Source organism: Sphaerisporangium sp. NPDC049457 (assembly GCF_055586705.1).
The window spans coordinates 1-25,116 of record NZ_JBVJHR010000023.1; the positions used below are offsets into that span (position 1 = coordinate 1).

The following is a 25,116-nucleotide window of genomic DNA, read 5'->3' on the forward strand; positions in this document are numbered from 1 at the left end:
AGTACCCGATCACTAGAAACCCGGGAAGTTTGTGGGACAACCCAGGGCCCGGAGGGGGGGGGGGGGGGGGGGGGAACCCCCCCCCCCCCCCCCCACCCGCGGATTCGCATCGGACGGTAAGGAGCACTGATGGGCGCCGCAGCTCTCGCTTGGGGAGCCGTCTTCGTGGCCTCGGTCGTCTGGGCGCTCATCCCGTGGCCGGAAGGCTGGGTCAAGCGGGTGTGCCTGGCCGTCCATCTCGGCGTCACCGCTTACCTGACGATACGGATCTCGCTGGTGGGCGGTCTCTGGCTCGTTCTTCTCGTACTGGGCCCGGGGGCGGTCATCGCCGCCGCCCGGCTGTGCGCGGACTTCTTCGGCGGGGGAGAGCGGCCCCGGTTCCGGTGACCGACGCCGGGTCCCGTCCCCGTCCCAGACCCCGTCCCCGTCCTCGTCGTCCCGGTCGTGCGCGGCCGGTCTTTCGTGCCGCGCGGTTCTAGGACCCCGGCCGCTCCGGCGCGGGCCGTGGAACGACCAGGCCGCGGGCCACGACGAGCATTCCCAACTGGAAGCGGGTGCGCGCCCCCAGATCGGCGCACAGTTTGCTGACGCGCCGCTCCACCGTCCGATTGCTCAAGGAGAGCCGGCGGGCGATGGCGTTGTCGGTCAGCCCGGCCGCCAGCAGCGCGAGTATTCTCCTCGTCTCTTCGTCGTGCAGCAGAATAAGGAGTTTATTCTGCTCCTCGCCGACCTTTTCCACCTTTGGTAATCGCTTGTTCATCGGATCCCCTGAGTCGGTGTCTTGCCCCCTGGGTGGCGGGTCCGCGGGAATTGATGATCATTACGTTACCGTATGTGTGCGGCAGGGGTAAACCTCTGCGGTCGAGGGCCACGTTACGGAATGTTCTGACGGCATCACGAAAATGAATCTCGCGGTAAACTCCATTCATTCGGGCCCGCGGCGGGCGACGCCCGGACGTCATCCCGCATCGGGTCGCGGTCGTGCGAGGGGGCACGTTGGCGCAGGTGAATGGCCATGTGAGTGCTCGGCCGACCGTCCGGCGGTGGTCGGCGCAGAAGGACGGGGGAGGTCATCCGGGCCAGGCGGCCCGACCGTCCGTAAGGCTCATCGCCATTCTTGCGCCATTCTTGCGCGGCGCCCACGGGCCGCCCGCAGCGCCGTGCCGGCTTCAGCCGCCGGGCGGACGGGAAGACGGGACGCGCGGTTCTTCGGCGCACGTCCATTGGTGACCCTGCAATGCCAATTGGGCCTGATATTGGCCTTTCCGGTCGCCGCACCGGATGAAGATCTCCAGCGCTTCTTTCACGTGGGCGCTGCCCGCCACGTACCGGCCCTGCCTGATGAGAAAACGGCCGAGGTCCAGAGCCGCCTGCGCGCTCTGCGTGTGCTCGCCGGCCCGCTTCGCGACCTCTCTCGCCCGGACCAGGTAGGACGCCGCCTGCGCGGCCAGGTTCGCCTCTGCGCTGAGGAAGGCCAGCCTGCGCAGCGTCCGAAGCGTGCTGCGCACGTCCCCCGAGGCGTCGAAGGTGTCCAGACACGCGAGTAGCGCGCGTGTCGCGAGCTGTCGTTCTCCGGCGGCCAGGTGGGTCTCCGCCAGCCAGAACAGGATCTGGCCTTCCACGGGACCGCCGCCGAGCGGCCGCACCTCCTCCAGCGCCTTCGTGAGCACCTCTCGCGCGAGGTGCGGCCGCTGCCGCCGCAGATGGATCTGCGCGATGTTCCGCGACACATGGGCCGCCACGAGGCGCTCACCCAGCCGTTCCAGTTCGGCGCGGGCCTGTTCCAGGTGCGACAGGGCCGAGTCCGACGCTCCGAGGCGGCGCTCCAGGACGCCGAGGCCCGCGAGCGCGAACACGCCGCCTCGCACCTCCCCGATGCGCAGGAAGAGGCTCCGCGCGTCTTGCAGCAGCCGCATCGCCTTCTGATGGCGTCCCTTGAAGAGGTGCAGGGCGGACAGGAGCTGCATCATGAACGCCTCGCCGCGCCCGTCGTTCAGCCGGCGGGCCGTCTCCAACGCGAGCCGGTGAGTGGTCTCCCAGTCGTCGAAGTAGCTGCGCAGCCCGTACAGGGTGCTGCCGCACCCGGCGATGTCCCAGCAGAGGCCGGACAGGTCGAGGTCGCCGGCCTGCCTGACGGCGGCGGTCAGGCCCGCCCGCTCCATCTCCAGCCAGTCGAGCGGCCTGGCCAGGGTGACCGCGGCGTCCTGCGGCCGCAGGCGCCATCTCGGCGCGTCGCTGTGCAGCATCATGAAGTCCCCGCCGAACAGCGCGCGGTGCGCACGTTCGGCGTTGGCCAGCCACGCCGCCAGCGCTCGTTCGACGACGACCCGCCGTTCCGCCCGGCCGAGGTTCGTCTCGGCCTTCTCACGCGCGTAGACGCCGACGAGGTCGTGGAACCGGTAGCGCGCCGCGTCGGCGCGGACGGGACTGCCCGACACCTCCAGCAGGCGCGCGTCCACGAGCTGTTCCAGCAGCCCTTCCGCGCGGGGCAGCGTGCCGTCCATCAGCGCGGCGCCGAGCCACGCACCGTAGTCGTGCGTGTCGAGCAGCGCCATGCGGTGGAACAGGACGCGGGCGTCGTCCGTCAGGCCCTGGTAGCTCAGATCGAGGCTCGCGCGGACCTGCAGATGCCCGTGGCTCAGCTCGTTCAGCCGCTGCTCGCCCGAGCTGAGGCGATCGGCGAAATAGGCGAGCGGCCAGTGCGGTCGCGCGGCGAGGCGGGCCGCGCAGACGCGTATGGCCAGCGGCAGCCGGTCGCACAGCCGGATCAACCGGCGGGCGGCGTCCGGCTCGGCGTCCGTCCTTTCCGCTCCGATGGTGGAACGCAGCAGGTCGAGGGCCTCGTCGTGGCCGAACACGTCGAGACTGCAGTGGTGGGCCCCCGCGAGGCCGGTCAGCCGGGCCCGGCCGGTGACGATCACCGCGCAGGAGGAGGTGCCGGGAAGCAGGTCCTCCACCTGGGCGGCGTCGGCCGCGTCGTCGAGCAGGACGAGGATCCGCCGGTCGGCCAGCAGGCTGCGGTAGATGTCGCGCCGTTCGTCGATGTCCTCGGGAACCGCGGAACCGGGCACGCCCAAGGACCGCAGGAAGCGGGACAGGACCTCGTCGGACGCGGTTCGCGTCGGCGCGGTGCCGTGCAGGTTCGCGTACAGCTGCCCATCGGGGAAACGGTCGCTCAGCAGATGGCAGAGATGGACGGCCAGGGTGGTCTTGCCGGCGCCCGCCATGCCGGAGATGGCGATCGCCGTCACGGAGGGGCGGCCGGTCTCCCCGGAGACCTGGCCGAGGAGCCGCTTCAGGTACTCCTCGCGGCCGACGAAGTCACCGGTGGTGGGCGGTACCTGCCGGGGGACGGGGATGCCGTGGTGCTCGCCGTCGTCGGGGCGGACCACGACGGGACTTCCTTCGAGGACGGCTTGGTGGAGCTGCTGGAGGCGTGGGCCGGGGTCCATGCCCAGCTCGGTCAGCAGGATGTTCCTGACCTGCTGGAACGCCGCCAGCGCCTCCGACCGCCGCCCGGTCTCGTGCAGCGAGAGGAACAGCTGCTCCCACAGGTGCTCGCGCAGCGGGTACTCCGCCACCAGGCGCTCGAGATGCGGCAGGAGCTCGCCGTGCTGCGCGCCGCTCATCGGCGACAGGGCGGTGGACTCCAGCAGCCGCAGCCGCTCCTCCTCAAGGCGCTCCTTCTCCTCGCGCAGCCCGCTCGACAATTCGATGCCTGCCAGCGGAGCTCCGCGCCACAGGCGCAGCGCCTCGATCAACCGGGTGGCGGCCTGGGAGTGAAGACCCTGCTGGACGTTCGTCCGGGCGAGGGCCGCGAGCGTGCGGAACCGGTGCGCGTCCACCTGGACCGGGTCGATTCGCAGGACATAGCCGGAGGAGCCGGTCAGCAATGTCGCGGTATTCCCGTCCCCTTTCGACTGCCCGAGGGCGCTTCTTAATCGTGAGATCAGGGAATGGAGGGTGCTCGTGGCCGCGGGCGGCGGAGCGTCCCCCCACAACTCCCGTATCAGAACGTCCTTCGGCATCGCCTGACCGGGGCTGGTGAGGAGCAGCGCGAGCAAGGTGCGTTGCCTGCCTGCGGAGATGGCGATGGGCCTGCCGGCCCTCAGTGCCTCGACATGACCGAGAAGACGAAATTCAAGGTCCGACATGAGTCGCTGTCCCCCATTGATGCACCGACGCCGCGTCTTTGCTTCCCCATCTGTTCGAAGACCCGATAATCGAGGATCGAAACGCTCATGGTCCATCGAGTTTCTACCGCGGACCGATCAAGGGTAACGCGGCATGGGCGACCACGACGGTGCCACGACGGTGCCGCCGGCGGGAGACCCGGCGCCCTGACGCGGGGGTGGTTCAGGGACGTGCCGCCGACGGCGTCTCCAGGGCGCGGAGCCTCGCGCGCACCTGTTCGGCGTCGGGGTGGTCCAGGTCGTCCAGAGCCGCCAGCGCCCGCCGCAGCACGACGCGCGCCTCCTCCCACCGGCCGGTGGCCAGGTGGGTGTCGCTCAGCCGGGCGAGCGTGCCGCTCTCGGCGTGGCGGATGCCCAGCCGCCGGTAGAGCGCCAGGGCGCGCTGGTAGCCGGCCGCCGCCTCCTCGTAGCGGCCGAGGTGGTGCAGGGCGTAGCCGATGCTGTCCAGGGTGTCGGCCTGGCCGTAGCGGTCCCCCAGCTCCTCCAGCAGGGCGAGCGCGCGCCGGCAGTGGGCGAGCGCCTGTTCGTGGCGGCCGAGCAGGGCGTGGTTCCAGCCGACCGCGTTCAGCGAGGCGGCCTCCCCGTGGCGATGGCCCGCCGCGCGGAAGAGGTCGTATGCCTGCTGTGCGTGCAGGAGCGCCCCTTCGTACCTTTCCCGCAGTTCGAGCACCCAGCTGAACTGCCGGTGGGTGTGCGCCTGGGCGACGCCGTCCCCGGCGCTCGCGAACAGCTCCAGCGCGCGGTCCAGATGGAGCATCGCCTCGTCGTGGCGGCCGAGGTCGGCGGTGGCGCGGGCGAGACCGCGGTGGGCGTGGGCCATGCCGGTCCGGTCGCCGATCCGCTGGGCGGCCGCGAGCGCGGCGCGGTTCGAGGCGGCGAGGTCGTGCCAGTGTCCCCGGCGGCCGAGGAAGTGCGCGAGGGCCCAGGCCAGCCGCCATGCGGAGCCGTCCAGACCGGCGTCCGCGGCCGAACCGATCACGGCCAGCAGCACGTGATGCTCGGCGGCGAACCAGTCCGACGCCTGCTCCAGGCCGGCGAGGTCGTCAGGGAAGACCCCCGGCGCCGGCGGCGGCATGGGGATCGGGTCGCGATGGGAGGAGAACAGCCGGGCCGCCCGGTTCGCCGAGTGCAGGTAGTGGTCCACCAGGCGGTGGACCGCCGCCCGCCGATCACACTCGGTGTCCTCGGCGCGACCGCGCTCGGCTCCGTACGCGCGCAACAGGTCATGGCCGGTGTAGCGGCCGGGGACGTGCTCGGTGAGCAGGTGGGCGCGGGTCAGCTCGGCGAGCAGGGGCCGGGCCCGGCGGGCGGGCAGTCCCATCAGGGCGCCGGCGGCGGAGGCGCTGACGTCCGGGCCCGGGTGCAGGGCCAGCAGGCGGAACAGCCGAGCCGCGGGCGGCGTGAGCGCATGGTAGGAGCAGGAGAACACCGCGCCGACGTCCGCGCCGTCGGCGCCGGTGAACGCTTCGAGGCTGCCGTGGGCCGCGCGCAGTTCGGCGGCGATGGCGGTGAGCGAGAACGCCGGGCTGGCCATCGCCCGCGCCGAGGCGACGGCCAGCGCGATGGGCAACCGGCCGCACAGCGCGGTGATCTCCCGCACCGCCGCGGGCTCCGCCCGCACCCGGTCCGCGCCGAGGCGAAGCGACAGGAACTCGTGCGCCTCGGTGTCCGACAGCAGGTCCAAGCTCAGCGGGCGGGCGCCTTCGCCGGCCACCAGACCCGAGAGCCGGTGCCTGCTGGTCACGATGGCGAGGCACCCGGGCGCGCCGGGGAGCAGCGGCCGGGCCTGCTCCGAGTCGCGGGCGTTGTCGAGCAGCACCAGCACCCGCCGGTCGGCCAGCAGGCTGCGGTACAGCGCGGACCGGGCGTCCAGGCCTGCGGGCACCTCCCGGGCGGGCACGCCCAGCCCGTCCAGCATGGCGCGCAGCGCCTCGGCCGGATCCACAGGACCGCGGGGGTCGAACCCGCGGAGGTTGACGTACAGCTGGCCGTCGGGGAACCGGTGGGCGACCTGGTGGGCCCAGTGCACCGCGAGCGTGGTCTTGCCGACGCCCGCCATGCCGCCGATCGCGCTGATCACCACGGCCGCCGCCGGGTCGTCCCCGTCGGGCAGCAGGTCGAGCACGTGGGCGAGCTCCTCGCGCCGCCCGGCGAACGCGGGCAGGTCCGCGGGCAACTGCGCCGGGCGCACCCGGCACGGCGGCCGCGACCGTGCCGCCTCCGGCGCCGGGTCGCCCGGAGCGGACGCGGCCGTGGCGGGGGGCGGCTCGGGCGCCGTCTCGCTGAGCACCTGGTCGTGGGCGGCGCGCAGCTCCGGCCCGGGGCCGATGCCGAGCGCCTCGTCCAGCCGCGCGTACATCGCCCGGTAGACGCCGAGCGCGCCGGCGCGGTGGCCGGTGGCCGCCAGGGCGAGCAGCAGGCGGGTGTGCAGCGGCTCGTCGAACGGGTTGTCCTCCGCCGCCCGCTGGAGCAGCGGCACGAGCGGGGTCGCGGCAGCCGCGCGCAACTCGGCGCCGGCCCGCAGCGCGGTGTCGGCGGCCTCCTTGACGACCTCCAGATACTCCTGGTCCAGCGCCGCGAACAGCGGGCGGGCCCGCACCTCCTCGGAGATCCCCTCGGCGGCGGGTCCCCGCCACAGCCTCAGCGCTTCCACGAACAGCCGCGCGGACGCCGCGGCGTCCCCGGCGGTCGCGCGCGCCCGGTCGGCCTGGGCGCGGAAGCGGAGCAGGTCAAGCGTGCCGGCGTCCACGTCCAGCCGGTAGCCGCCGCCGCTGCGCACCAGCCACCTGCCTGCGGCCCTGCGCGGAAGATCGGGTTCCAGCAGCCGGCGGAGCGCCCCGACGTGCCGCTGGACGACGTTGACCGCGCTCTCCGGCGGGTCCTGCCCCCACAGGACGTCGACGATCTCCGCCAGACCGGTGGGACGGCCGGCGCGGGCGAGCAGCACGGCGAGCACCGCGCGCTGGCGCGGCGGCCCGAGGCTCAGCTCCTCCTCGCCTCGCCAGCCCAGCACGGGTCCGAGGACCGCGAACCGCACAGGCCCTGTGGACGTCATCCCCAACTCCACGGCAGTACCCCCCGATGCCGCGCTCACCGACGATCATCGGCGGCGCGGTCGACTGCTTCGTCTGCCTAAGTATGGGAGATTTGTCCGCCTAGTCACACAGAACGAAGTTCGGTGGCTAGCTGAGGGGCACCGCCTTCGCGCCGTCGGGGGCTATGACGAACCACGTGCCGCCGATCCCCTGGCCGTTCTCCTCGCCGGGGGCGTCGTCGCCGGAGTAGCGGTAGATGGGCCACCCGCCCACCGTGAGCTGGACGGTGCCGTCGCTACGCCGGATCCCGCCGACCTGTGACGGCCGCACGCCCGAGACGTAGACCTTGCCGCCGTCCTTGATCGTCACCGGCGGCCAGGTGACCGCGCACTGATCTTCGCAGGTGGACCGCGAGGGAGAGGCGGTGTCCTTGTCGAACCGGTAGAGCGTCGACTGGTTCACGTCGACCAGGTGGGCGTCCAGCGTCCGCGAGCGGACCGCCGTGAGCTGCACCCAGACGGGGGGCCGCTGCTGGACGGCGGCCCCGGTCACCGTCCCGCCGTCACCGTTCAGGCCGTGCTCGGCGGCCGAGCCGTCGACGAGCCGCAGCGTGTCGTTGCCGCCGCCCGAGCCGGTGCCGGTGCCGGTGCCGGTGTCGGAGTCGGAGCCGGTGTCGCCGGATGTCTGGGCGGGGTCGTCCGCCGTCGCCGGCGTGGACGGGGGTGCGGCGGGCGCGGAGGAGGCGGGCGCGGAGGCCGGAGCCGCCGGCGCGGCGTCGCCGATGGTCACGACCTTCCCACAGCCGGCGACTCCGGCCACCCCGCAGAGGACGGCGGCCGCCGCCAGCACGCGGACGCCGGCCCTGCGGGCCGCGCCGCGGTTGGTTTCGAGTCTCACCTGCGGAACACGAGGCAACAGCCCGCGAGGTTCAACGCCGACAACGGGAAAACGGGCCCGGCTTCCCGGGGCAGGCCGGGGGCGATGGGTGAACCTCCGGCGTGCCGGGTTACGTGTGTCGGGAAGGAGACGGTACGTGTACCGACGATATGCATTTCCGCACGTGGGGGGACAATGGCCGATATCAAGATCCCGGGAGACGAGCTGGAGGAGGTATCGCGGTCACTGGGGTTCGTCCTCGACCACATCGACACCGGCAAGTCCGGCATCGACTTCGACCGCGCGGTGGGCTACCCGCTGATCGACCAGGCCGATCACTTCGAGCGCCGCTGGAAGGACGGGCGCGAGCAGCTGCGCCGCCAGTGCGAGTCGATCAAGAAGGCCGTCGACCAGATCGTGGAGCAGGCCAAGAAGACCGACGACGAGGCCGTGGCACACCTGGAAGGCAAGTGATGGCGTCCGTCGACCGTTTCGTCCTCGACGTGCCGGACTCGTGGGCGGATCTGGACGTCTCTGGCGACGCGCTCGCCGAGACCCGTGCCGCCGCCCTGGCGATGGCCGGCGGCGCGCGCGAGCAGGCCGCGATCAACGACATGTTCCGGCAGGCCCGCGAGATCAGCAGGGCCGCCCGCCGCCGCGGCGCCCTGTTCGCCGCCGGCACGGCCACCATGTTCGACGACGGGCTGTTCCTCGGCTACGCGATGGTCTTCGCCGTCAGCGTCCCTCCGGGGCGTGAGCTGACCCTGCCGGTGCTCACCGCGCAGCTGTCACCGGCTCCCGCCTCAGGGCCGGGCGGCGCGGGCAGGCCCGGGGGCGGGAAGGCGCCCGAGAACCGGAAGGTCACCACCGTCACCCTTCCCGGCATCGGCCAGGTGGCGCGGATCACCGGCACCGAGGAGGCGTCGCTCACCACGGAGATCTCGGTCCGGATGCTCACCATGCACACCGTGGTGCCGATCCCGGAGTCCGAGCGCGACTATCTGATCATCACCTGCGCCAGCCCGAACCTGCCGCTCGAAGCGGAGGTCTACGAACTCTTCGACGCGATCACCGGCACATTTCGCTTCCTGCCCGCCCAGCCTCCCAAAGGCGCCTGAGTCCCGCCTCACCCGACGAATCCGCCGGTGAGGGCTTGGGCTGAGGCGTCCTTCCTGGAAATGGCCGTGAGGCCGGTCACGGAGATCGTGTCGGAGCGGCTCCATCGTCTGCGGCGAATCCGCCGGTGTGGGGTCGGCCGTGGCGGCGTTCGTGGGGGATGGCCGTGGGGCCGGTCCGGGAGGTCGTCTCGGGCCGGCCCCACCACCGTGCGGCGGCGGTTCGCGCCGCCTTCAGTCGGCAGGCGCCGTATTCGGCGCCTGCACCGTGGTCAATGTGCCGTCCCCCAGGTGCAGCAGGCCGCGTCCCGGCTGCGGGGCCTGCCCGACCAGGCCGCGAGTGAGCCGCACCCCGATCACCTCGCCGTCGCTGAGGCTCTGCGGGGACAGCAGCATCCCGGACCGGTTCCGCTTGACCTGTCCCACCCAGCCGGCGAGCCCGAGGGACAGCGCCTCGGCGTTGCCCGCCAGCACCAGGCCCCACCCGTTCCCGGCGCCGCCGCGGGCCAGCAGCGACAGATCGGAGTCGATGTCCGACTGCATGAACAGCTCCGCGTCGTCCACGAGGATCACCGCGTTGTCCTGCGGCACGTCGCCGAGCGCGGCGCGGAACGCGGCGACCGTCACCTCGGCGTCGGTGAACAGGGCCCGCACCCCGGGGGTGCCCGCGAGGTCGCGCAGCGGCGAGCGCCGCGGGGCCAGCAGGATGAGCCCCGTCCCCTGCTCCAGCAGTGAGCGGGCCACCGTGACGAGCACCGTGCTGCGTCCGGTGCGGGGCGGCCCGGCCACGACGAACGTCGGCACGTCCGCCAGGTCGGGGCCCACGGCCGTCAGGGTGTCGCCGCCGACGGCGACGAGCGGGCGCATCGGCCCGGGGGCGGTGCGCAGCGCGGAGGCGGCCTGGTAGGCGATCCGGTCGGGGAGCAGGTCCAGGCGGATCGGGCGGCGGGACGACGGGACGTCGGCCTCGCGTGCCGCCACCTCCTGGCCGAGCGCGGTGAGGACGGACGCCTGCGCCGTGCCCGACAGGTCGGGACCGAGGACGGCGATCTGCACCTCGCTGGTGTCCTGCACCCGCGTGCCCCGTCCCGGAGGCGGGTCGGAGGGCGCCGACCTTGAGGTGAGACCGACCGACGAGTAGTCCGCCCGGTCGTTCAGCCGCAGCACGATCTTGTCCTCGGTGGTGCCCGCGAACCGGGCCGAGCCGAGGACGCGGTCGCCCGCCAGCACCAGATGGATGCCCGCGCCCGCGCCGTCCCGCAGCAGCCGCATGAGCCGCTCCAGGTAGCTGCCGTTGTCGAAGGTGGTGAACTCCCGCTCGAACACCTCGAAACGGTCCACCATGACGACGATGTGCGGGGGACGCTCCCCGGGGGGCGCCATCCGCCGGTATTCGGCCAGGTCGGCGGTCCCGCGCGCGCCGAGCATCGACTGGCGGGCGGTCAGCTCGGCGGTGAGCCGGTCCAGCAGCCGTCCGAGCCGCTCGGTCTGGTTGCGCTCGACGACCACGCCGCAGTGCGGGAGCGCGGCCAGCGCGTTCAGGGCGCCGTTGCCGCAGTCGATGCCGTAGATGTGCACGTCGTCGACCCCGTGCGCGCGGGCCAGCGCCGCGGCCAAGGTACGCAGAGTCTGGGAGCGGCCGCTGCGCGGCGAGCCGATGATGTGCAGGTGCCCGGAGCGGTCGAGGTCCAGGAGCAGCGGACGGCGGTCCTGGTCGGCGGGCAGGTCGACCAGCCCGTACTCCACCGGCGCCAGGGCCGCGTCCCGGTCGTCGCGCGGCTTGGGCCCGGCGGGCTCGGACCATCGCAGCACCTCGGGCAGCGGCGGCAGCCACGGGCTGGGCTGGGCGGGGACGCCCGCCACCCGCGCCGCGTCCGCGACGGCCCTGACCAGGACGGCGAGGTCGGTGACGGCCTCCTGGCCGGTCGCCGCGTCCTTGACGCGGGCGGCGAGCGGCAGCGGTCCGCCGAGGTCCCGCCAGCCGACGTCCTGGACCCGCACGGGGATCTCGGTGGACGCGGCCACCGCGCCGGCCGGCCGCCGGCCGCCGACCCGTCCGGCCTGGAACGGCAGCAGCGCCGACGGTCCCAGCCTGGCGTAGGCGCGTCCGGGCGTCCCCGGGGAGATGGCGCCGGAGTCCGGCGCGTCGATGATGTCCCGGCTCTCGGAGGCGTCGGTCGTCCGCAGCGCGATCCGCAGGTTGGTGTTGGCGCGGATGTCGGCCGTCACCGCGCCGCTGGGCCGCTGGGTGGCCAGCACCAGGTGGATTCCCAGCGAGCGGCCCCGCTGGGCGATGTTGACCAGGCCCGAGATGAAGTCCGGCAGCTCACGGGCCATCGAGGCGAACTCGTCGATCACCAGCAGCAGGCGGGGCAGCGGCTTCAGCACGTCCCCGCCGCGCGCCCGCTTGTCCAGGTAGTCCTCGATGTCCTTGGCGCCCGCCTCCGCCAGTACCTGTTCGCGGCGGCGCAGCTCGGCGCCCAGGGAGACCAGCGCGCGCTCCACCAGATGGGTGTCCAGGTCGGTGACCAGGCCGACCGTGTGCGGCAGGTCGGCGCACTCTGCGAAGGCGCTGCCGCCCTTGTAGTCGACGAGCACGAAGGTCATCTCGTCTGGGCGGTTCACCACCGCCAGGGTCGCGACCAGGGTCTGCAGCAGCTCCGACTTGCCCGAGCCGGTCGTCCCGGCCACCAGGGCGTGCGGCCCGTCGCGGACCAGGTCCACCGAGAAGTCGCCGTCGTACCCGGCGCCGAGGACCGCCCGTGTGCTGCGGCCGGCGAGCGCCCACCCGGCGGCGATGGCGTCGGCCGTGGGCGGCTCGACGCCGAGCAGGTCCAGTAGCCGCACCGCGCCGGGCAGGGCGCTCTCGTCGCTGTCGCCGACGCCCCGCAGCGGCGCCAGGGCGCGGGCCAGGCGCTCGTACCAGCCGCGTTCCGGCGAGTCCACGCGCACGTTCTCCGGCGGCGTGCCTTGTGCGGTGCGCACGCTGACGCCTTCCGCGTCGATGGCCACCACCGCCGTGCACTCCTCGGGCAGCGACCGTTCCTCGCGGTCCAGGCAGATCGTGTAGACGCCCACGGACGGGCCGTCGCGCAGCAGGCCGACCACGCCGGGCAGCGAACGGGCCCTGCGGGCCTGGTCGAGCACGACCAGGATGTCCGGGGAGCCCGCGGCGCCGCCGCGCTGCACGTCCGGGCCCGCCGCCATGCGGGCGGCGACGAGCTGCCCGAGCTCGCCGATCCTGCGGGCCATCGAGTCGGAGGTGCTGCCGATCAGGGCGTAGGCGTCCTCTCCCTGCGGCCGGCAGTGCGGCAGCCAGCGCGTCCACGACCAGGCGTCCTCCCCGTCGGGGCCGGCCAGCACGACGATGCGCAGGTCGGCCGGGCTGTGCAGGCCGGCGGCCTGGGCGGTCATCCAGCCGGCCAGGTTCGCGGCACCCTGACCCGCGACGCCCGTCACGCCGGCGTCGCGCAGCGGGATCGCCACGGGCACCTGGGTCAGCCAGGGCACCGTGGTGCGGCGGTACTCCTCCAGCGCCGGGTCCTCGACGGTCAGCGAGGACGGCAGATCGGCGGTGCCCACCCGCACGTCGAGGAAGTCGGGATCCCGCCACCGGCGCTCCCACAGCCGCTCGGACGGCTGTGCGGCGGCCTGCAGCAGCGACGCGGGGTCGGGCAGCGACAGCCGGAGCGTGTGCTGTTCCTTCAGCACCGCGGTGTCGACGGCTTCGCGCACCCGGGCCAGGGACGCCTGGTGTTCGCGAAGTTTCTCCTGGTAGCTGACCTGGGTCTGCTTGCGCCCGCCGAACTGGGTGAGCAGCGCGCCGAGCGGTGACAGCAGCGCGAGGAAGACGAACGACCAGCGGCCGGTGGTCAGGATGGCGACCAGGGCCCCGCCCACCGGGACCAGCAGGATCGGCAGCAGCGGAATCGGCCGCTTCTCAGGCTTGGCCGGCGCGGTGGACAGCCGGAAGCGGCCGCCGCCCCGGGTGGCCCGGAACCGCGGCGGCCGGTTGAACTCAAGGCCGAGCCCGTCCGCGGCGGGGGTCAGCGGCACCCGCCTGCTCGACGGGATCGCCAGCTCAAGCAGGGTGTCGTCCGCCGCGAGCTGGCTGCCCTCCGGCCAGTCGGCCGTGCCGGACAGTTCCTTGCCGTCCAGCATGGCCTCGCCGGATGCCGTCACCTCCACGGTGCGGTCGACCCGGACGCGCGCCCGTGCCGCGACCGGCGGCGCCCCCGCCGACAGCCGGACGCGGCAGGTGGCGGCGCCGCCGATGTCGTAGTCGCCGGGCGGCAGTCGGAAGGACGTCCCGGCTCCCGGGCCGCTGACGACCCGCAACTCGGCCAGGCCCTCGGGTTCCGGCTCCCCGGGTACGGGGACGCCGAGCCCGAGTTCCATGCCGTCGCGGACGCCCGCGGCGTACAGGGTGGCCTCCGGGTCGAGCGGCTTGGAACCGATGTACAACACCGTGTCCGTGACTGTGGGCGTGGCCGTGTGCGCGGGGCGTCCGGCCACCGCGACCGTGTGTGCTGGGGACCCGGCCACCGCGTCAGTGCCTGCGGAGCGCCTGGCGCCGCCGAGATCGACGGCACGCGCCAGTTCCGCGGCGAGCCGCCCCACCTGCGCGGAGGGTTCCGTCTCCACGGCGACGACCGTGGAGACCCCCATGTCCTGCGGGGTCCGGACGCTGACGTTCAAACGCACGGCAATCGATTCCCTCGTACGAAAGTGGTGGGGTGGCGCGTCGCGGCGGCGACGCCTGGGTTCGTCCTCGCTTACGACAGGTTCGAACCGAGCTGGTCGTCGGTCTGGGAGAACGCGTCGCCGACGGCCTTGACGTACTGGCCGATGCCCTGGAGCGACTGGTTCACCTGGTCGAACCCCTTGGCGAACTCGTCGAAGAAGGGCTGGAACTTCTGCTGCGCCGCAGGGGTGCTGTACCCCTGCGCCAGCAGGTTCTGGATCTTGCCACGCACCTCGGTGAGCTTGTCCTGCAGCTGCGCGAAGTCGTTGAGCAGCGCCGCCGAGGTCGAGGCGGTCTCGTCGGAGTTGACCGTGTAGTTGGGCATGAGATTTCTCCTTGACATCTGTCATCCATCCACCGGAGGTGGAGGTCTTTGAGCGCCCTGCCCGGCCGGACGGCCGCGCAGGGAAGGTCAGGGCGCGGTCGGCGATGGCGGCAACGGAACATCCTGCGGCAGCGCCCCAGGCGCCCCCGGCGACGCGCCGCCGGTCTCGGCCGGAGTGCCGCTCGAAGCCGGCGCGGCACTGCTCGCAGGTGGGGCACTGCTCGGGAGCGGCGGTGTGTTGCCCGGAGGCGGCGTGCTGTTCGGGGCCGGAGCGGCGCTGCCTGGGGACGGCGGAGGAGTCCCGTCCTGCGTCCCCGTGCCCGGTGCCTGAGCCGGCGCGGTGGACGCGGACGAGGCGACGGGCTCCGGTCCCGCACCGCTCACCGAGGCTGCGGTGTTCGGTGCCGGGGAGGTCGTGGTGGTGGCCGGAGTCGGCGTCGAGCTCGTGGAAGTTGGCGAGGGGGACGGATCGGGGGCCGATGTGGTGGGGGTCGAGGAGGTGGGGGAGGGGTCGGTGGTGGCAGGAGCCGGGGTGGACGACGTGGCCGAGGGGCCGCCGGTCGGGGACGGCGCGGTGCCCTTGATAGGAATGATCGAGTCCAGGCCGTGCGCCACCGGGTTCTTGCCCACCGAGCCGACGGCCTTCGGCAGGAAGTTGCCCGCCTCGCCGAGCACCGCTTCGCCGGGATCCGTGCCTTCGCCGATCGCGACACCGATCTTGGCGGCGGCGGACGCCCCTTCTGGGACCAGGTCGATCCCTTGCTGGATCGCCCGATCCTTCAGGCTGTCCGGCCGCCCAGTGCCGCCGCCTCCGGTGCCCGTGGTGGTGCCGCCGATGCCCGTGCCTGGGTCCGTCCGGCCTGTGGTGGCGGGGGTCGGGGTGAACGCGCCTCCGGCGAACCGGCCGTCGCGGGTGTCGCGTACACCCTTGATGGCTCCGCCGGTCAGGGCGCCGGCGGCGGCGCCGGCCAGCAGGTTTCCGGCGGTGATCTGATCGCCGTTGAGCTTCTTGACGATCGCCTCCTCGCCGACCGCCTTCCCGAACTGGCCGATCGTCCCGGTGACCAGCTTGCCTCCGGGGCTGTGGAAGGCCACCTCGAAGGGCCTGGAATCGGCGAAGGTGTCGGTGATCTTGCCGATGCTCCCGCCCGCCTTCTGGAAGAAGCCGCCCGACTCCGCGCCGCCCTTGAACAGCCCGGGTGCGATCTTGGATCCGACCGTGGTGGCCGCCCGGCCGCCCAGCCGGAACAGCGCGCCTCCCGGGACCAGGGCGATCAGGCCGGCGGCGAAGTCGCCGGCCTTGAAATCGCCGGTCACCAGTTGCTGCACGGTCTGGAAGGCGAACAACGCGGCGCCGAGGACGAAGCCGACCACGGGGAAGAAGACCGTGACCACGGCCACGAGGATGTCGATGAGGATCTTCACGAACGGGAAGTCCTTGAAGAAGTCCGCGATCTTCTGGAAGAAGTTGCGTTCTGGGATGGCCTTCGCCGCCGCGTCGTCGAGCTCCTGCCCGGCGCTCCTGGACGCCTGCTCGCGCAGGCTCCTGGCCTGCTCGGCCAGGCTCCGGGCGGCCGACATGGTCTGGTCGGCGGTGTCGATGCCGTCCTGCTGCCGGCGCGCGGCGTCCTTCTGCGCGTCGGTGGCGTCCGCGGGAAGGGCGGGAACGGTCTGCCCGGCCGTGCCCGCCGCCGGCCCCGCCTGGTCCATCGCCCGGTCGATCTGGGACTGCGCTTCCTCAAGCCGGGTGGCGTAGGTCTTGTACGCGCCGGCCGCCGTCTCGAACGAGTCCCGCGTCTTCGCCAGCTTCTCCGGCAGGGACTTGAGCTGGTCGCGGAGCGCGTCCATGGCCTTCCCCTTGCCCTGCTCGACGGCGCCGCCCTTGCCGAGGATGTCGGCGGCGGTCCTGGCCTGGTCCGCGATCTCCTGGTAGCGGTCGGCGAGCCGGCGGATCTCGTCGGGGTCCCCGGGAGTGGGATCTTGCGACATTCCGAGCACGTCGAAGCCTGAGGTGTGTCGTCGTGCCACGTAGTCCCCCCGCGTGATGGGCACCTGCCGCCCGATACACGGGGTCAACGCCGCGAAGGGTTCACCTCGAACTCCGGGAAATCGCGTCGAACCCTTTCCTCGTCGGTCACGTGTGCCCTCAGGAGACGCGGACGGCGCCGGCGGGCCGTCTCTCGTGACGAGGAAGGCCGTGAGTGCCGAGAGATGGGTGGAACCACATGTTGAGCAGCGGTGGTGCCCGTGCGGCCGGTGCGGCCCGCCGGCCCGCGGCCGGGTCCGTTCCGGCGCGGCGCGGACGGCGGCGCGGCGCGCGGTGGGCGGCCGTCGCGGTGCAGGTCATGTGGACGGCGCTGTTCCTGACGGTGACGGTCGTCGCCGCGGACGCCTGCGTGGGCCGCGCCGCCGTCACCGTGAGCGGCACGATGAGCGTGGCCGGAGCCGGGGCCGGAGCCGGGGCCGGAGCCGGAGTTGAGGCCGGAGTCGCCGTCGCCGCCGATGGGGACGACCTCGTCAAGGTGTACGTGGTGAAGGCCGCGGAGCGGAATGGCGGCCGGCAGGACACCCTTGCGGCCATCGCCGCGCGCACTCTGGGCGACGCCGGCCGCGCCGGTGAGATCTTCCAGCTCAACCGGGGAAGGGCTCAGGCCGACGGATCCGCCCTGCAGGATCCCGCTCAACTGCGACCGGGATGGATCCTGAGGCTTCCGGCCGACGCGAGCGGCCCGGACGTCCAACTGGCCCGCGAGACGAACGGCGGCGACACCACCCAACCGGACGCCACCTCCCAGCCTGACGGCTCCGGGCAAGGGGACAGTGCCGGGCAAGCGGACGGCTCGGGGGAGACAGACGGGGCCGGGCAGGGGGACGGTGCGGCGGGCGGGGCGTCTACGGGGGACGGTCCGGCGTCCGGGCAGCAGCAGGTGCAGGGGCAGATCGTGGTTCCGCTCCCGGTCGTGCTCGCCGTGCTGGGCGCGCTGCTGCTGGGGCTGCTGACCGCCGCGATCGTGGCCAGGCGGCGGCTGCGGCGGGTGTTCGGCTGGTGCGCGCGGACGGTCCGGCGGCTCGGCGACCCGGCCCGCCGGGCACGCAGGCTGGCGTTCCGGAAGTCGCTGGCCCAGACGTTCGCCGCGGATGGTGAGTCACTGCGCCGAGCCCACATGGCCGTCTCCGAGCTGACCGGCCGCGAGGGATGCGCCGTCCACGCTGTATCGGTCGACGACGCGGGTGTCACCGCCTGGGTGGCGACCCAGGACGCCCCGCCGGCGCCCTGGCGCGATCTCGGCGGGGCGCGCTGGCGGCGTCCGGCCGACGCCTTCGCGCCGTCCCCCCGCCGCGCCCATCCCGCTCCGGGCACGCCGCCGCCCTTCCTGGTGCGGGTGGGGGTGGACGACGAGGGCGGCAAGGTGTTCGTCGATCTCAGCCGGCTCGACGGGGTGCTCAGCGTGGCCGGCGACCGCGAGGTGGCCCGCGACGTGGTCCGGGGGTTGCTCGCCGAAGTGGCGCGGACCGCGCCGGCGACACCGGTGGCCGTGCTGCCGCAGCCCGGCGCCACCGCAGTCGAGGTTTCCCCGGACCTGCCGCGGGTCGAGGCTCCGCGCCCCGGTTCTGCCTCCGTTCCGGCGGGCGGACGCGGGACGGGCACGCTGCGGGCGGCGGCCCACCGCCGCTTCCTGAGGGCGTTGCTGGTGGTCACGGGGTCCCCGACGGCCGAGGAAGCGGCGGATCTGGCCGCGTTCTGCGATCCGGCCATCGGCTGGACCGCGTTGGTGTGCGGCGAGGCGGACGGAGCCCACTGGCGCTGGCGGGCCGCGCCGGACGGGTCGGTGGAGATCCCCGTCCTCAGCCTCACGGTCTCGGCCCCCGCGTGACCGTCCGGCGGACGCCGCCGCCCCCAGCCGTGAGAACGGCCAGGCCGGGGAGCCATCGCGGGGGGAAGGGGAGGGGCGCCGCGTGGAAGGGGGCGGGCCAGCATCGTCGCGGGGAGGGTCAGGCGAGGGCCGGAGCGGGGGTGGGTCGGCTTTTGTGTCGCTTTCTGAGGTGGTCGAGCGCGTAGTGCTGCCGGGACTTGGCCGTGCCGATCGGTATGCCGAGATCGTCGGCCACTTCGCGGATGGTCTGCCCGCGCAGGTAGGTGTGCACCAGGACCTCGCGGTGCTCCGCCGAGAGCGAGCCGAGCATCTCGGAGACCGCCACCGCGGCCACCACGGCGTCCGCGTGGTCGCGCTGCGTGACGTCGAACATGTCCGTGCCGGTCACCTCGTGCCGGTGGAAGCCGCTCCTGGACCGGTCGATGACGAGGTTGCGGGCCACCGTGAGCAACCAGCCTCGTACCGACCCTTGGCCGTTGCGCAGCCGTTCGGTGTTGTGCCAGGCGCGGACCAGGGTCTCCTGGACGATGTCCTCGGCCAGGTGACGGTCGTTGAGGAGCTTCTCGGTGTAGGCCAGCAGGGCCTTCTCGTGTTCCCGCACGAGGTCGCCGAGGTGGTTCTCCCGCGTGCCGTCCGCATTCTCCTGCGGCGCGGCCAACGGTGTGCGCGGTTGGGACGTTCTCATCTTCTCTTCCGGATGCACCACGGGCGGGGCCGTGGGGATGACCACGCCGCCGTGCGACGGGTGTACGACAGGGGCCGGGAGGCGGGCAGAGCTTAGGTCGGCGTCACTGCCGAAAAAGTGCTGAAAGAGGTCATATGGCGTCCCGCTCCGCCGACCAGGGGGTGAGCGTATGGATTGGCGCCAGTCCAGGTTGATCGCCGTGCCGTACGACGGCGGCGCCGAGCCGCGATCCGCCGTCGCCCCGTGCCCGGATGGCTCCTCTTGCGATATACATCGTTCAGCGATATATATCGGCTATGGCATTGCGTGAGCAGAGCTATCTGATCCTGCTGGCTCTGGCCGAAGGTCCGTCGCATGGGTACGGGGTGATCAAGACCGTGCGTGAGCTGTCGGAGGGGCGCGTCCGTCTCGGGCCGGGCACCCTTTACGGGGCACTCGACCGCCTCGCCTCCGAGGGGCTGGTGCGTGTGGTGAAGGAAGAGGTCGTCGACGGCCGGCATCGGCGCTATTACGAGCTCAGCGGCGCGGGCGGCGAGGTCCTCTCCGAGGAGACCGCCCGCCTGGCACGTCTGGCCGCGACCGCGCAGCGGCGGCTCGACCTGCGTGCGCAACCCGGCATGGGGGTGTGATCGAGTGGAAGCCTACGAGCGTGCCGCCAGGCGTCTCATGCGGGTTCATCCTCCGCGCTACCGCGAGCACCGCGGGGAAGAGGTGCTCGCGACGCTGCTCGACCTGGCGGAGCCCGGCCAGACCCGGCCGGCCCTGCGCGACTCTTTCGACCTGATCCGCGGCGGCATCGCGCTGCGCTTTCGCGAGCATCCACGGCTCGGCGCGTGGCTGCGCTACCGCCTGCTCGACCAGCGCCTGCCGTACGCGTACCGGTGGTGGGCCCGCGACGATCTGCTGAGAGGGCGTCGTGCGGTGCGCGCCGCCACGCGGACCGTCGCGACGATGCTTCTGCCGCTCCTGCTGGGGTTGCCGAGTGGTGGCGGGGCCCTGTGGGCCATGGCGGCGGGGGCGGCGGCGGTGTGGGTCGTCAACTGGCTGGGCGACGAGCGGCAACGGCGGAAGCTGCTGGCTCTGCACGAGTTCCGGCCGGACGGCACGCCGCTCCCCGTCCCACCGCCCGGCCGCCCCGTGCCGCCGCCCGAGGCCGCCTGAGGCGCATGTCCCGGGACGCCGAGGTGGACGAAGGCGCGGCCGGCGGCACGGTGACGCCGTCGGCCCGCCTGCTCGGCGTGCGGGTCGTGAGTCAGGGCTTGAGGGCCACGCCGCCGACGCAGGCGACCTCGGCGGCCTCGTCCCACAGGGTCGGTTCGAGCCGCCAGCGCGACACCGAGACGATGCCGGGTTCGAGCAGCGTCAGACCCTCGAAGTAGCCGGTGATCTGCTCGGGGCTGCGGGGGGTGTAGGCCACGACGCCGGGCCCGGAGTTGTGAGCCCGCAGCGCCTCGACGTACGAACGGTCGGTGTCGGCGCCGTCGTAGAGGGCCAGATAGCTCCCCGAGGGCAGCGCGTCCATCAGCCGCCTCACGATCGCGCGGGCCTCGTCGTAGTCGCCGACCAGGCCGAGGATGCCCATCAGCATGAGCGCGGTGGGCCGGGTGAAGTCCAGCGTCTTGGCGGCGGCGGCCAGGATGCGCTCGGGGTCGCGGACGTCGGCCTCGATGTAGTCGGTCGCCCCCTCAGGGGTGCTGGTGAGCAGTGCCTGGGCGTGCACCAGCACGAGCGGGTCGTTGTCCACGTAGACGATGCGCGAGTCGGGCGCCAGCCGCTGGGCGACCTCGTGGGTGTTGTCCACCGTGGGCAGCCCGGTGCCGATGTCCAGGAACTGGCGGATGCCCGCCTCGCCGGCCAGGAAGCCCACCGCACGAGTGAGCATGTGCCGGGAATGACGGGCGATGTCCACCATGCCGGGGAAGACTTCGCGGACCTTGTCCCCTGCCGCGCGGTCGACCGGATAGTTGTCCTTGCCGCCCAGCAGGTAGTTCCAGATGCGGGCCGAGTGCGGCACCGAGGTGTTGACGCGCGGCGGCGCGGGACGCTCGGCGTCGTCGTCCGGGGCGTGTGCCGCGACCTCTGTCTCGGACGCCGAGACCTTCGTCTCGGCTGCGGAATTCGAGGGGGTGGGGTTCTCGGCCATGGGGGGACCCTCCTGCATTGCGATGGTTCTGCTGGGAGGTTACGCCGCTCCGGGGGTCCCGGCACCCGGCCGTGCCGGCGTTGTGCCACGGCCGTGCCGGCGCTGTTCGGCGCCGGCGGGACGAGGCCCAGGTCAGCGCGCGGGGCGTGCTCAGAGTCCGTGGCAGGACGAGATCATTCGTGGGGGACGCGAAATCATCCGCGGGAACACGAGACCGTCCGTGACGACACGAGATCGTCCATGGAAACACGAGATCCCCGGGCGTGGTGCCCGGGGATCTCGTGAGGCGTGGCCGGCTCGGCTCAGGCGGCGTTCGGCCGGCGCAGCGAGGACAGCGCCTGGCTCCAGGCGACGACCTGGTCGAGCATGGCGTTGACGAGGTCGGTGTGGTACGCGGCGGGCGCGAACTGGCTGTAGTTGACGAAGTCGGTGGCCAGCGACAGGGTCACCTGGGCGCGGACGTCGGCGACCTGCAGCTCACCCATGATCAGGCGCAGGTGCTCGACGGCGCGGGCGCCGCCCACGCTGCCGTAGCCGACGAAGCCGGCCGCCTTGTTGTTCCACTCGCCGTAGAGGTAGTCGATGGCGTTCTTGAGCGCGCCAGAGGTGGAGTGGTTGTACTCGGGGGTGACGAAGACGTAGCCGTCGAAAGCGGCGATCTTCGCGGCCCACGCCTTGGTGTGCGCGTTGGCGTACTGGCCCATCGACGGCGGGATCGCCTCGTCGAGGTGGGGCAGGTTGTAGTCCGCGATGTCGACCAGCTCGTACTCGGCGTCGTTGCGCTGCTTGGCGATGTCCAGGACCCACTTGGCGACGGCCTCGCCGTTACGGCCGGGTCGGGTGCTGCCGAGGATGATAGCGATCTTGGTCATGTGGTCCGAATCCTTTGTCTACTTCGTGCCGATCCGCCATCGCCTGCGAGCGTCCGGAGGCGACGACTCGACCGGTAATTTGACGCGTCAAAAGTTGCTGCGTGGAATAAGCTACTCGGCAAATGATGTCACGTCAACAACTGTCGGGCAAGCCTATCCTGCCTGGCAGGAGCCCTGAACCGGTCCAAGACGAAGCCTGCGACGAAGCCGAGAGGAAGCCGGGGGACGTACTCGAGACGGCGTCCACCCCGTGAAGATGACAGAACAAGAGCGCGAAGAAGGGCGCCCACCGCCGGATCGCCGAGGAGGGATCCGGCAGTGGGCGCCCGGTGCCGGTGCGCCGCAGAGACGGTCACGAAGGGGCGCCCGCCACCGCGGCGTGAATGCCCGTGGAGGAGGCCCCTACCGGGGGACGGCGCCGGTGAAGGTTCCTTCCCGGCGGATGGTCTGCCAGCGCAGCCGTACGCCGAGCACCGCCGTCGCCACCGACTGGATGACCACGAGATACATCAGCTGCCGGTAGACGAACTGCTGCAGCGGCAGCACCCAGAGCACCGAGACGCGCTCGCGGTCCAGCCGCAGCGCGTACCACCCGGTCAGCGCCTGGACCAGCACGAACCCCGCCCACACCGCCACGACGGGCAGCGGATCGCTGACGATCACGCTGTAGAGGGCCATGATGTCCACGACCGGGGCGACCAGTGGAAGGACCACCTGGAACAGGGTCAGGTATCCCAGGCAGCGCCTTCCGAAGGTTCCGGGCTCCACGATGGAACGCCGGTGCTTCCACATCGCCTGGAGCGTGCCGTAGCACCACCGGTACCGCTGGCGCCACAACTGCCGCAGCGACGTCGGCGCCTCGGTCCAGGCCAGCGCGCTCTCCTCGTACACGACCCGCCAGCCGGCCCGGCACATCGCCATGGTCAGGTCGGTGTCCTCGGCGAGCGTGTCGACGCTGACCCTCGACACCGAGTCCAGCGCCGAGCGCCGGAACGCGCCGATCGCGCCCGGCACCGTGGGCATGCAGCCGAGCAGGTCGAACGCGCGGCGGTCCAGGTTGAAGCCGATGACGTACTCGATGTGCTGCCAGCGGCCGATCATGCCGCGCCGGTTGCCCACCTTGGTGTTGCCGCTCACCGCGCCGACGGCCGGGTCGGCGAGCGGCCGTACCAGGTGGCCGATGGTCGCCGGCTCGAACACCGTGTCGCCGTCCACCATGATCAGGATGTCGTGGGAGGCGTGCGCGATGCCGGTGTTCAGCGCGGCCGGCTTGCCGCCGTTCGGCCGTCTGATGACGCGCACCCCCGGCAGCCCGAGGGCCGCCGCGATGTCGGCGGTGCCGTCGGAGGACCCGTCGTCCACGACGATCACCTCCACCACCCCGGGGTAGCCGGTCGTCACCAGGGAGCGCACGGTGGCCTCGATGCCCACGGCCTCGTTGTACGCCGGGACGATCACGCTCACCGGCGGCGGGAAGGGCCACGCGGGCGGCCTGCCCGCCCGGCGTCTCCCGCCCCGGTTGCGTTGCACGTGGACCCACGCCAGCACCAGGAACAACAGCAGCCGGCACAGGGTCAGCACTCCGGCGATGGCCAGCACCCAGGCCATCACGGTGGTGAACGTCGAGGAGGCGCGCTGGGCGATCCCGAGCCCGAGGCCGATCAGCCGGTCCGCTTCGCCGGCCGGGGCGTGCGCGGACGGCATGCCGAGTGCCGAAGTCAGCGTCGTGACCCGGTAGTGCCGCTCGGCGAGGACGGTGAGCAGCCGGTCGACCGCCGCGACGGTCTGGGCGCGGTCGCCGCCGGAGTCGTGCATCATGACCACGGCGCCCCTGCCTCGCTGGGGCAGGGCGGCCCGCACGATGCTGTCGACGCCGGGCCTGGCCCAGTCCCTGGTGTCCAGATCGGTGAGCGCGACCAGGTAACCATCGGCGCCGAGCGTGCGCATCGCGCGCAGTTGCGGCTCGATGACCGCGTCCGGCTGCGAGGAGTACGGCGGGCGTACCAGGCGAGTGTGCAGGCCGGTGGCGCCGGCCAGCACCTTCTGCGTGAGCGACACCTCCAGGCGCAGCCGCCACGGCGGCACCTGCGACAGTTCGGCGTGCGCGTAGGTGTGGTCGCCGATCTCGTGGCCCTCGGCCACGATGCGCCGGACAAGCTCGGGGTTCTCGGCGATCCTGGCACCCACCATGAAGAAGGTCGCCTTGACGTGGTGACGCCGCAGGACGTCGAGCAACCGCGGCGTCCACCGGGGATCGGGACCGTCGTCGAAGGTCAGGGCCAACGTGCGGGCGGGCAGCCGGGCGCTCTCCGGCCGGGGGCCGGTCAGGTTGAGCACCGGGCCGCCCTGCTGGACGCGTTCGAGCTCGGCGGATGGACCGGCCTCGGCCGGGGGAGCGGCGTGGCTCTCGCCGCCGACGCCATGGACGTATCCGTTGAAGACCAGCGCGCCGCTGATCAACAACATCATGACCACGACGATGAACCAGTGACCACGCGGGTCGGCGCGCCGTGCCCGCTGCTCGGCGCCCCCACCCGGCGACCGCTGGGCCCCCTCGGGCGGGGGCGCGGGCGGAGCCTGGACGGCGGTGGCGGTGCCGATGTGCGGGAGGGGCGCCGTTATCGGCGCGTCGTCCTGGGGATGAGGGGCGGCGGGTGTGACGGAAGGCGGCGGCCATACTGGCACGCCGGACATCTGGGGATTCACTTTTTGGGGCCCTGAGTTCTGTCCGGGTCAAGGCCGGGCGGCTGCTTGGTCTTGCCCGGAGGCGCGGGCACTTCGGTCGCGGTGCTCGTCGGAGAGGTGGTCGGCTCATCCACCGGCGCCGAGTCGGTGGGGCTCGCCGAGCCGCTGGGCGTCGGCCTCGGCGTGCGCCGGGGGGAGGGTGCCGGCGGACGAGGGGACGGGGTGGCCTGGTGCGTCGGCCTGGCGGTGGCCCGCGGTGACTCATGGACCGGTCGGGCCGAAGGGCTCTGCTCCCACGCGGACGAGGTGGGAGAGGAGGAGCGAGACGAGGTGACGAGCGGCCCCTCGGAAGGCTTGGGTCCGTTCCCCGGCCAGCCGATCACGGTGAACGAGGTGCCGGTGAACGCTCCCCCGATCAGGGTCGCCATGCAGGCGGTCAGCAGCGTGCCGGCGACGATGCCGATGATCATGAGGTACCGGGCGCGGCGGCCGCTCTGGTCGACGAACACCGCGGTGTCTGTAGGGTGTTGCGCTTCGCTCACTCAGGAGATGGTAGTGACGTTTGTGC

General features: G+C 72.7%; 18 protein-coding genes. 6 read left to right on the forward strand and 12 right to left on the reverse strand.

Going from position 1 to position 25,116, the window contains the following annotated elements:
• The first annotated feature begins 129 nt into the window (after positions 1 to 129).
• Entirely contained in the window at positions 130 to 387 is a 258-nt protein-coding gene (locus ACZ6QO_RS30840; protein ID WP_465855780.1) for a hypothetical protein, read from the forward strand.
• Between the two features lie 88 nt (positions 388 to 475).
• Here ACZ6QO_RS30840 and ACZ6QO_RS30845 read toward each other — a convergent pair whose 3' ends face one another.
• The 4 genes from ACZ6QO_RS30845 to ACZ6QO_RS30860 form a co-directional block, all read right to left on the reverse strand.
• Positions 476 to 760: a response regulator transcription factor gene (locus ACZ6QO_RS30845; RefSeq protein ID WP_465855782.1), complete on the reverse strand. Its 285-nt coding sequence runs from the start codon at positions 758 to 760 to the stop codon at positions 476 to 478.
• Positions 761 to 1,169: 409 nt separating this feature from the next.
• Positions 1,170 to 4,154 (reverse strand): AfsR/SARP family transcriptional regulator, encoded by a 2,985-nt coding sequence (locus ACZ6QO_RS30850; protein ID WP_465855783.1) that lies wholly within the window; start codon positions 4,152 to 4,154, stop codon positions 1,170 to 1,172.
• A gap of 202 nt (positions 4,155 to 4,356) precedes the next feature.
• Positions 4,357 to 7,248 carry an AfsR/SARP family transcriptional regulator gene (locus ACZ6QO_RS30855; RefSeq protein ID WP_465855784.1) on the reverse strand — a complete coding sequence of 964 codons (2,892 nt, stop codon included), beginning with the start codon at positions 7,246 to 7,248 and terminating at the stop codon, positions 4,357 to 4,359.
• 127 nt (positions 7,249 to 7,375) lie between these two features.
• On the reverse strand, positions 7,376 to 8,125 hold the full coding sequence (locus ACZ6QO_RS30860) for a hypothetical protein (RefSeq protein WP_465855786.1): 750 nt from the start codon (positions 8,123 to 8,125) through the stop codon (positions 7,376 to 7,378).
• 174 nt (positions 8,126 to 8,299) lie between these two features.
• On the opposite strand from ACZ6QO_RS30860, the gene ACZ6QO_RS30865 reads away from it, so the two are divergent.
• Both ACZ6QO_RS30865 and ACZ6QO_RS30870 read left to right on the forward strand, forming a co-directional pair.
• Positions 8,300 to 8,578, forward strand: coding sequence for a hypothetical protein (locus ACZ6QO_RS30865; RefSeq protein WP_465855787.1), 279 nt, complete (start codon positions 8,300 to 8,302; stop codon positions 8,576 to 8,578).
• Complete coding sequence (locus ACZ6QO_RS30870) at positions 8,578 to 9,222, forward strand: hypothetical protein (protein ID WP_465855789.1); 645 nt, start codon at positions 8,578 to 8,580, stop codon at positions 9,220 to 9,222. Before ACZ6QO_RS30865 ends, ACZ6QO_RS30870 begins: the two co-directional genes overlap by 1 nt.
• A gap of 231 nt (positions 9,223 to 9,453) precedes the next feature.
• On the opposite strand, the gene ACZ6QO_RS30875 is transcribed toward ACZ6QO_RS30870, so the two are convergent.
• From ACZ6QO_RS30875 to ACZ6QO_RS30885, 3 genes are all read right to left on the reverse strand, one after another.
• Positions 9,454 to 13,923 carry an FtsK/SpoIIIE domain-containing protein gene (locus ACZ6QO_RS30875; RefSeq protein WP_465855791.1) on the reverse strand — a complete coding sequence of 1,490 codons (4,470 nt, stop codon included), beginning with the start codon at positions 13,921 to 13,923 and terminating at the stop codon, positions 9,454 to 9,456.
• Positions 13,924 to 13,994: 71 nt separating this feature from the next.
• Positions 13,995 to 14,288, reverse strand: a complete 294-nt coding sequence (locus ACZ6QO_RS30880) for a WXG100 family type VII secretion target (protein WP_465855793.1) — start codon at positions 14,286 to 14,288, stop codon at positions 13,995 to 13,997.
• Between the two features lie 87 nt (positions 14,289 to 14,375).
• Entirely contained in the window at positions 14,376 to 16,340 is a 1,965-nt protein-coding gene (locus ACZ6QO_RS30885; protein ID WP_465855795.1) for a putative T7SS-secreted protein, read from the reverse strand.
• 173 nt (positions 16,341 to 16,513) lie between these two features.
• On the opposite strand from ACZ6QO_RS30885, the gene ACZ6QO_RS30890 reads away from it, so the two are divergent.
• Entirely contained in the window at positions 16,514 to 18,163 is a 1,650-nt protein-coding gene (locus tag ACZ6QO_RS30890; RefSeq protein WP_465855797.1) for a LysM peptidoglycan-binding domain-containing protein, read from the forward strand.
• 118 nt (positions 18,164 to 18,281) lie between these two features.
• On the opposite strand, the gene ACZ6QO_RS30895 is transcribed toward ACZ6QO_RS30890, so the two are convergent.
• Positions 18,282 to 18,848, reverse strand: coding sequence for a sigma-70 family RNA polymerase sigma factor (locus ACZ6QO_RS30895; protein ID WP_465855799.1), 567 nt, complete (start codon positions 18,846 to 18,848; stop codon positions 18,282 to 18,284).
• 296 nt (positions 18,849 to 19,144) lie between these two features.
• Here ACZ6QO_RS30895 and ACZ6QO_RS30900 point away from each other — a divergent pair, with 296 nt between their 5' ends.
• Positions 19,145 to 19,477 (forward strand): PadR family transcriptional regulator, encoded by a 333-nt coding sequence (locus tag ACZ6QO_RS30900; RefSeq protein ID WP_465855801.1) that lies wholly within the window; start codon positions 19,145 to 19,147, stop codon positions 19,475 to 19,477.
• Positions 19,478 to 19,514: 37 nt separating this feature from the next.
• On the forward strand, positions 19,515 to 20,009 hold the full coding sequence (locus ACZ6QO_RS30905; RefSeq protein ID WP_465855803.1) for a hypothetical protein: 495 nt from the start codon (positions 19,515 to 19,517) through the stop codon (positions 20,007 to 20,009).
• Between the two features lie 91 nt (positions 20,010 to 20,100).
• Here ACZ6QO_RS30905 and ACZ6QO_RS30910 read toward each other — a convergent pair whose 3' ends face one another.
• From ACZ6QO_RS30910 to ACZ6QO_RS30925, 4 genes are all read right to left on the reverse strand, one after another.
• A complete protein-coding gene (locus ACZ6QO_RS30910) occupies positions 20,101 to 20,991 on the reverse strand; it encodes an SAM-dependent methyltransferase (RefSeq protein WP_465855804.1) in 891 nt (296 codons plus the stop codon).
• Positions 20,992 to 21,293: 302 nt separating this feature from the next.
• Positions 21,294 to 21,863 (reverse strand): NADPH-dependent FMN reductase, encoded by a 570-nt coding sequence (locus tag ACZ6QO_RS30915; protein ID WP_465855806.1) that lies wholly within the window; start codon positions 21,861 to 21,863, stop codon positions 21,294 to 21,296.
• Between the two features lie 402 nt (positions 21,864 to 22,265).
• Positions 22,266 to 24,332, reverse strand: coding sequence for a bifunctional polysaccharide deacetylase/glycosyltransferase family 2 protein (locus ACZ6QO_RS30920; RefSeq protein WP_465855808.1), 2,067 nt, complete (start codon positions 24,330 to 24,332; stop codon positions 22,266 to 22,268).
• A gap of 233 nt (positions 24,333 to 24,565) precedes the next feature.
• The gene (locus ACZ6QO_RS30925) at positions 24,566 to 25,090 is read right to left on the reverse strand and encodes a hypothetical protein (RefSeq protein WP_465855810.1); all 525 of its coding nucleotides are present in this window, start codon (positions 25,088 to 25,090) and stop codon (positions 24,566 to 24,568) included.
• Positions 25,091 to 25,116: the final 26 nt, after the last annotated feature.

Excerpts from the sequence above, each read along its gene's own strand:
- ACZ6QO_RS30900 (WP_465855801.1), top strand. The coding sequence starts at position 19,145 with ATGGCATTGCGTGAGCAGAGCTATCTGATCCTGCTGGCTCTGGCCGAA.
- ACZ6QO_RS30905 (WP_465855803.1), top strand. The coding sequence starts at position 19,515 with ATGCGGGTTCATCCTCCGCGCTACCGCGAGCACCGCGGGGAAGAGGTG.
- ACZ6QO_RS30920 (WP_465855808.1), bottom strand. The coding sequence starts at position 24,332 with ATGATGTTGTTGATCAGCGGCGCGCTGGTCTTCAACGGATACGTCCAT.
- ACZ6QO_RS30870 (WP_465855789.1), top strand. The coding sequence starts at position 8,578 with ATGGCGTCCGTCGACCGTTTCGTCCTCGACGTGCCGGACTCGTGGGCG.
- ACZ6QO_RS30895 (WP_465855799.1), bottom strand. The coding sequence starts at position 18,848 with ATGAGAACGTCCCAACCGCGCACACCGTTGGCCGCGCCGCAGGAGAAT.
- ACZ6QO_RS30865 (WP_465855787.1), top strand. The coding sequence starts at position 8,300 with ATGGCCGATATCAAGATCCCGGGAGACGAGCTGGAGGAGGTATCGCGG.
- ACZ6QO_RS30855 (WP_465855784.1), bottom strand. The coding sequence starts at position 7,248 with ATGACGTCCACAGGGCCTGTGCGGTTCGCGGTCCTCGGACCCGTGCTG.
- ACZ6QO_RS30890 (WP_465855797.1), top strand. The coding sequence starts at position 16,514 with ATGTTGAGCAGCGGTGGTGCCCGTGCGGCCGGTGCGGCCCGCCGGCCC.
- ACZ6QO_RS30840 (WP_465855780.1), top strand. The coding sequence starts at position 130 with ATGGGCGCCGCAGCTCTCGCTTGGGGAGCCGTCTTCGTGGCCTCGGTC.
- ACZ6QO_RS30910 (WP_465855804.1), bottom strand. The coding sequence starts at position 20,991 with ATGGCCGAGAACCCCACCCCCTCGAATTCCGCAGCCGAGACGAAGGTC.
- ACZ6QO_RS30850 (WP_465855783.1), bottom strand. The coding sequence starts at position 4,154 with ATGTCGGACCTTGAATTTCGTCTTCTCGGTCATGTCGAGGCACTGAGG.
- ACZ6QO_RS30915 (WP_465855806.1), bottom strand. The coding sequence starts at position 21,863 with ATGACCAAGATCGCTATCATCCTCGGCAGCACCCGACCCGGCCGTAAC.
- ACZ6QO_RS30845 (WP_465855782.1), bottom strand. The coding sequence starts at position 760 with ATGAACAAGCGATTACCAAAGGTGGAAAAGGTCGGCGAGGAGCAGAAT.
- ACZ6QO_RS30880 (WP_465855793.1), bottom strand. The coding sequence starts at position 14,288 with ATGCCCAACTACACGGTCAACTCCGACGAGACCGCCTCGACCTCGGCG.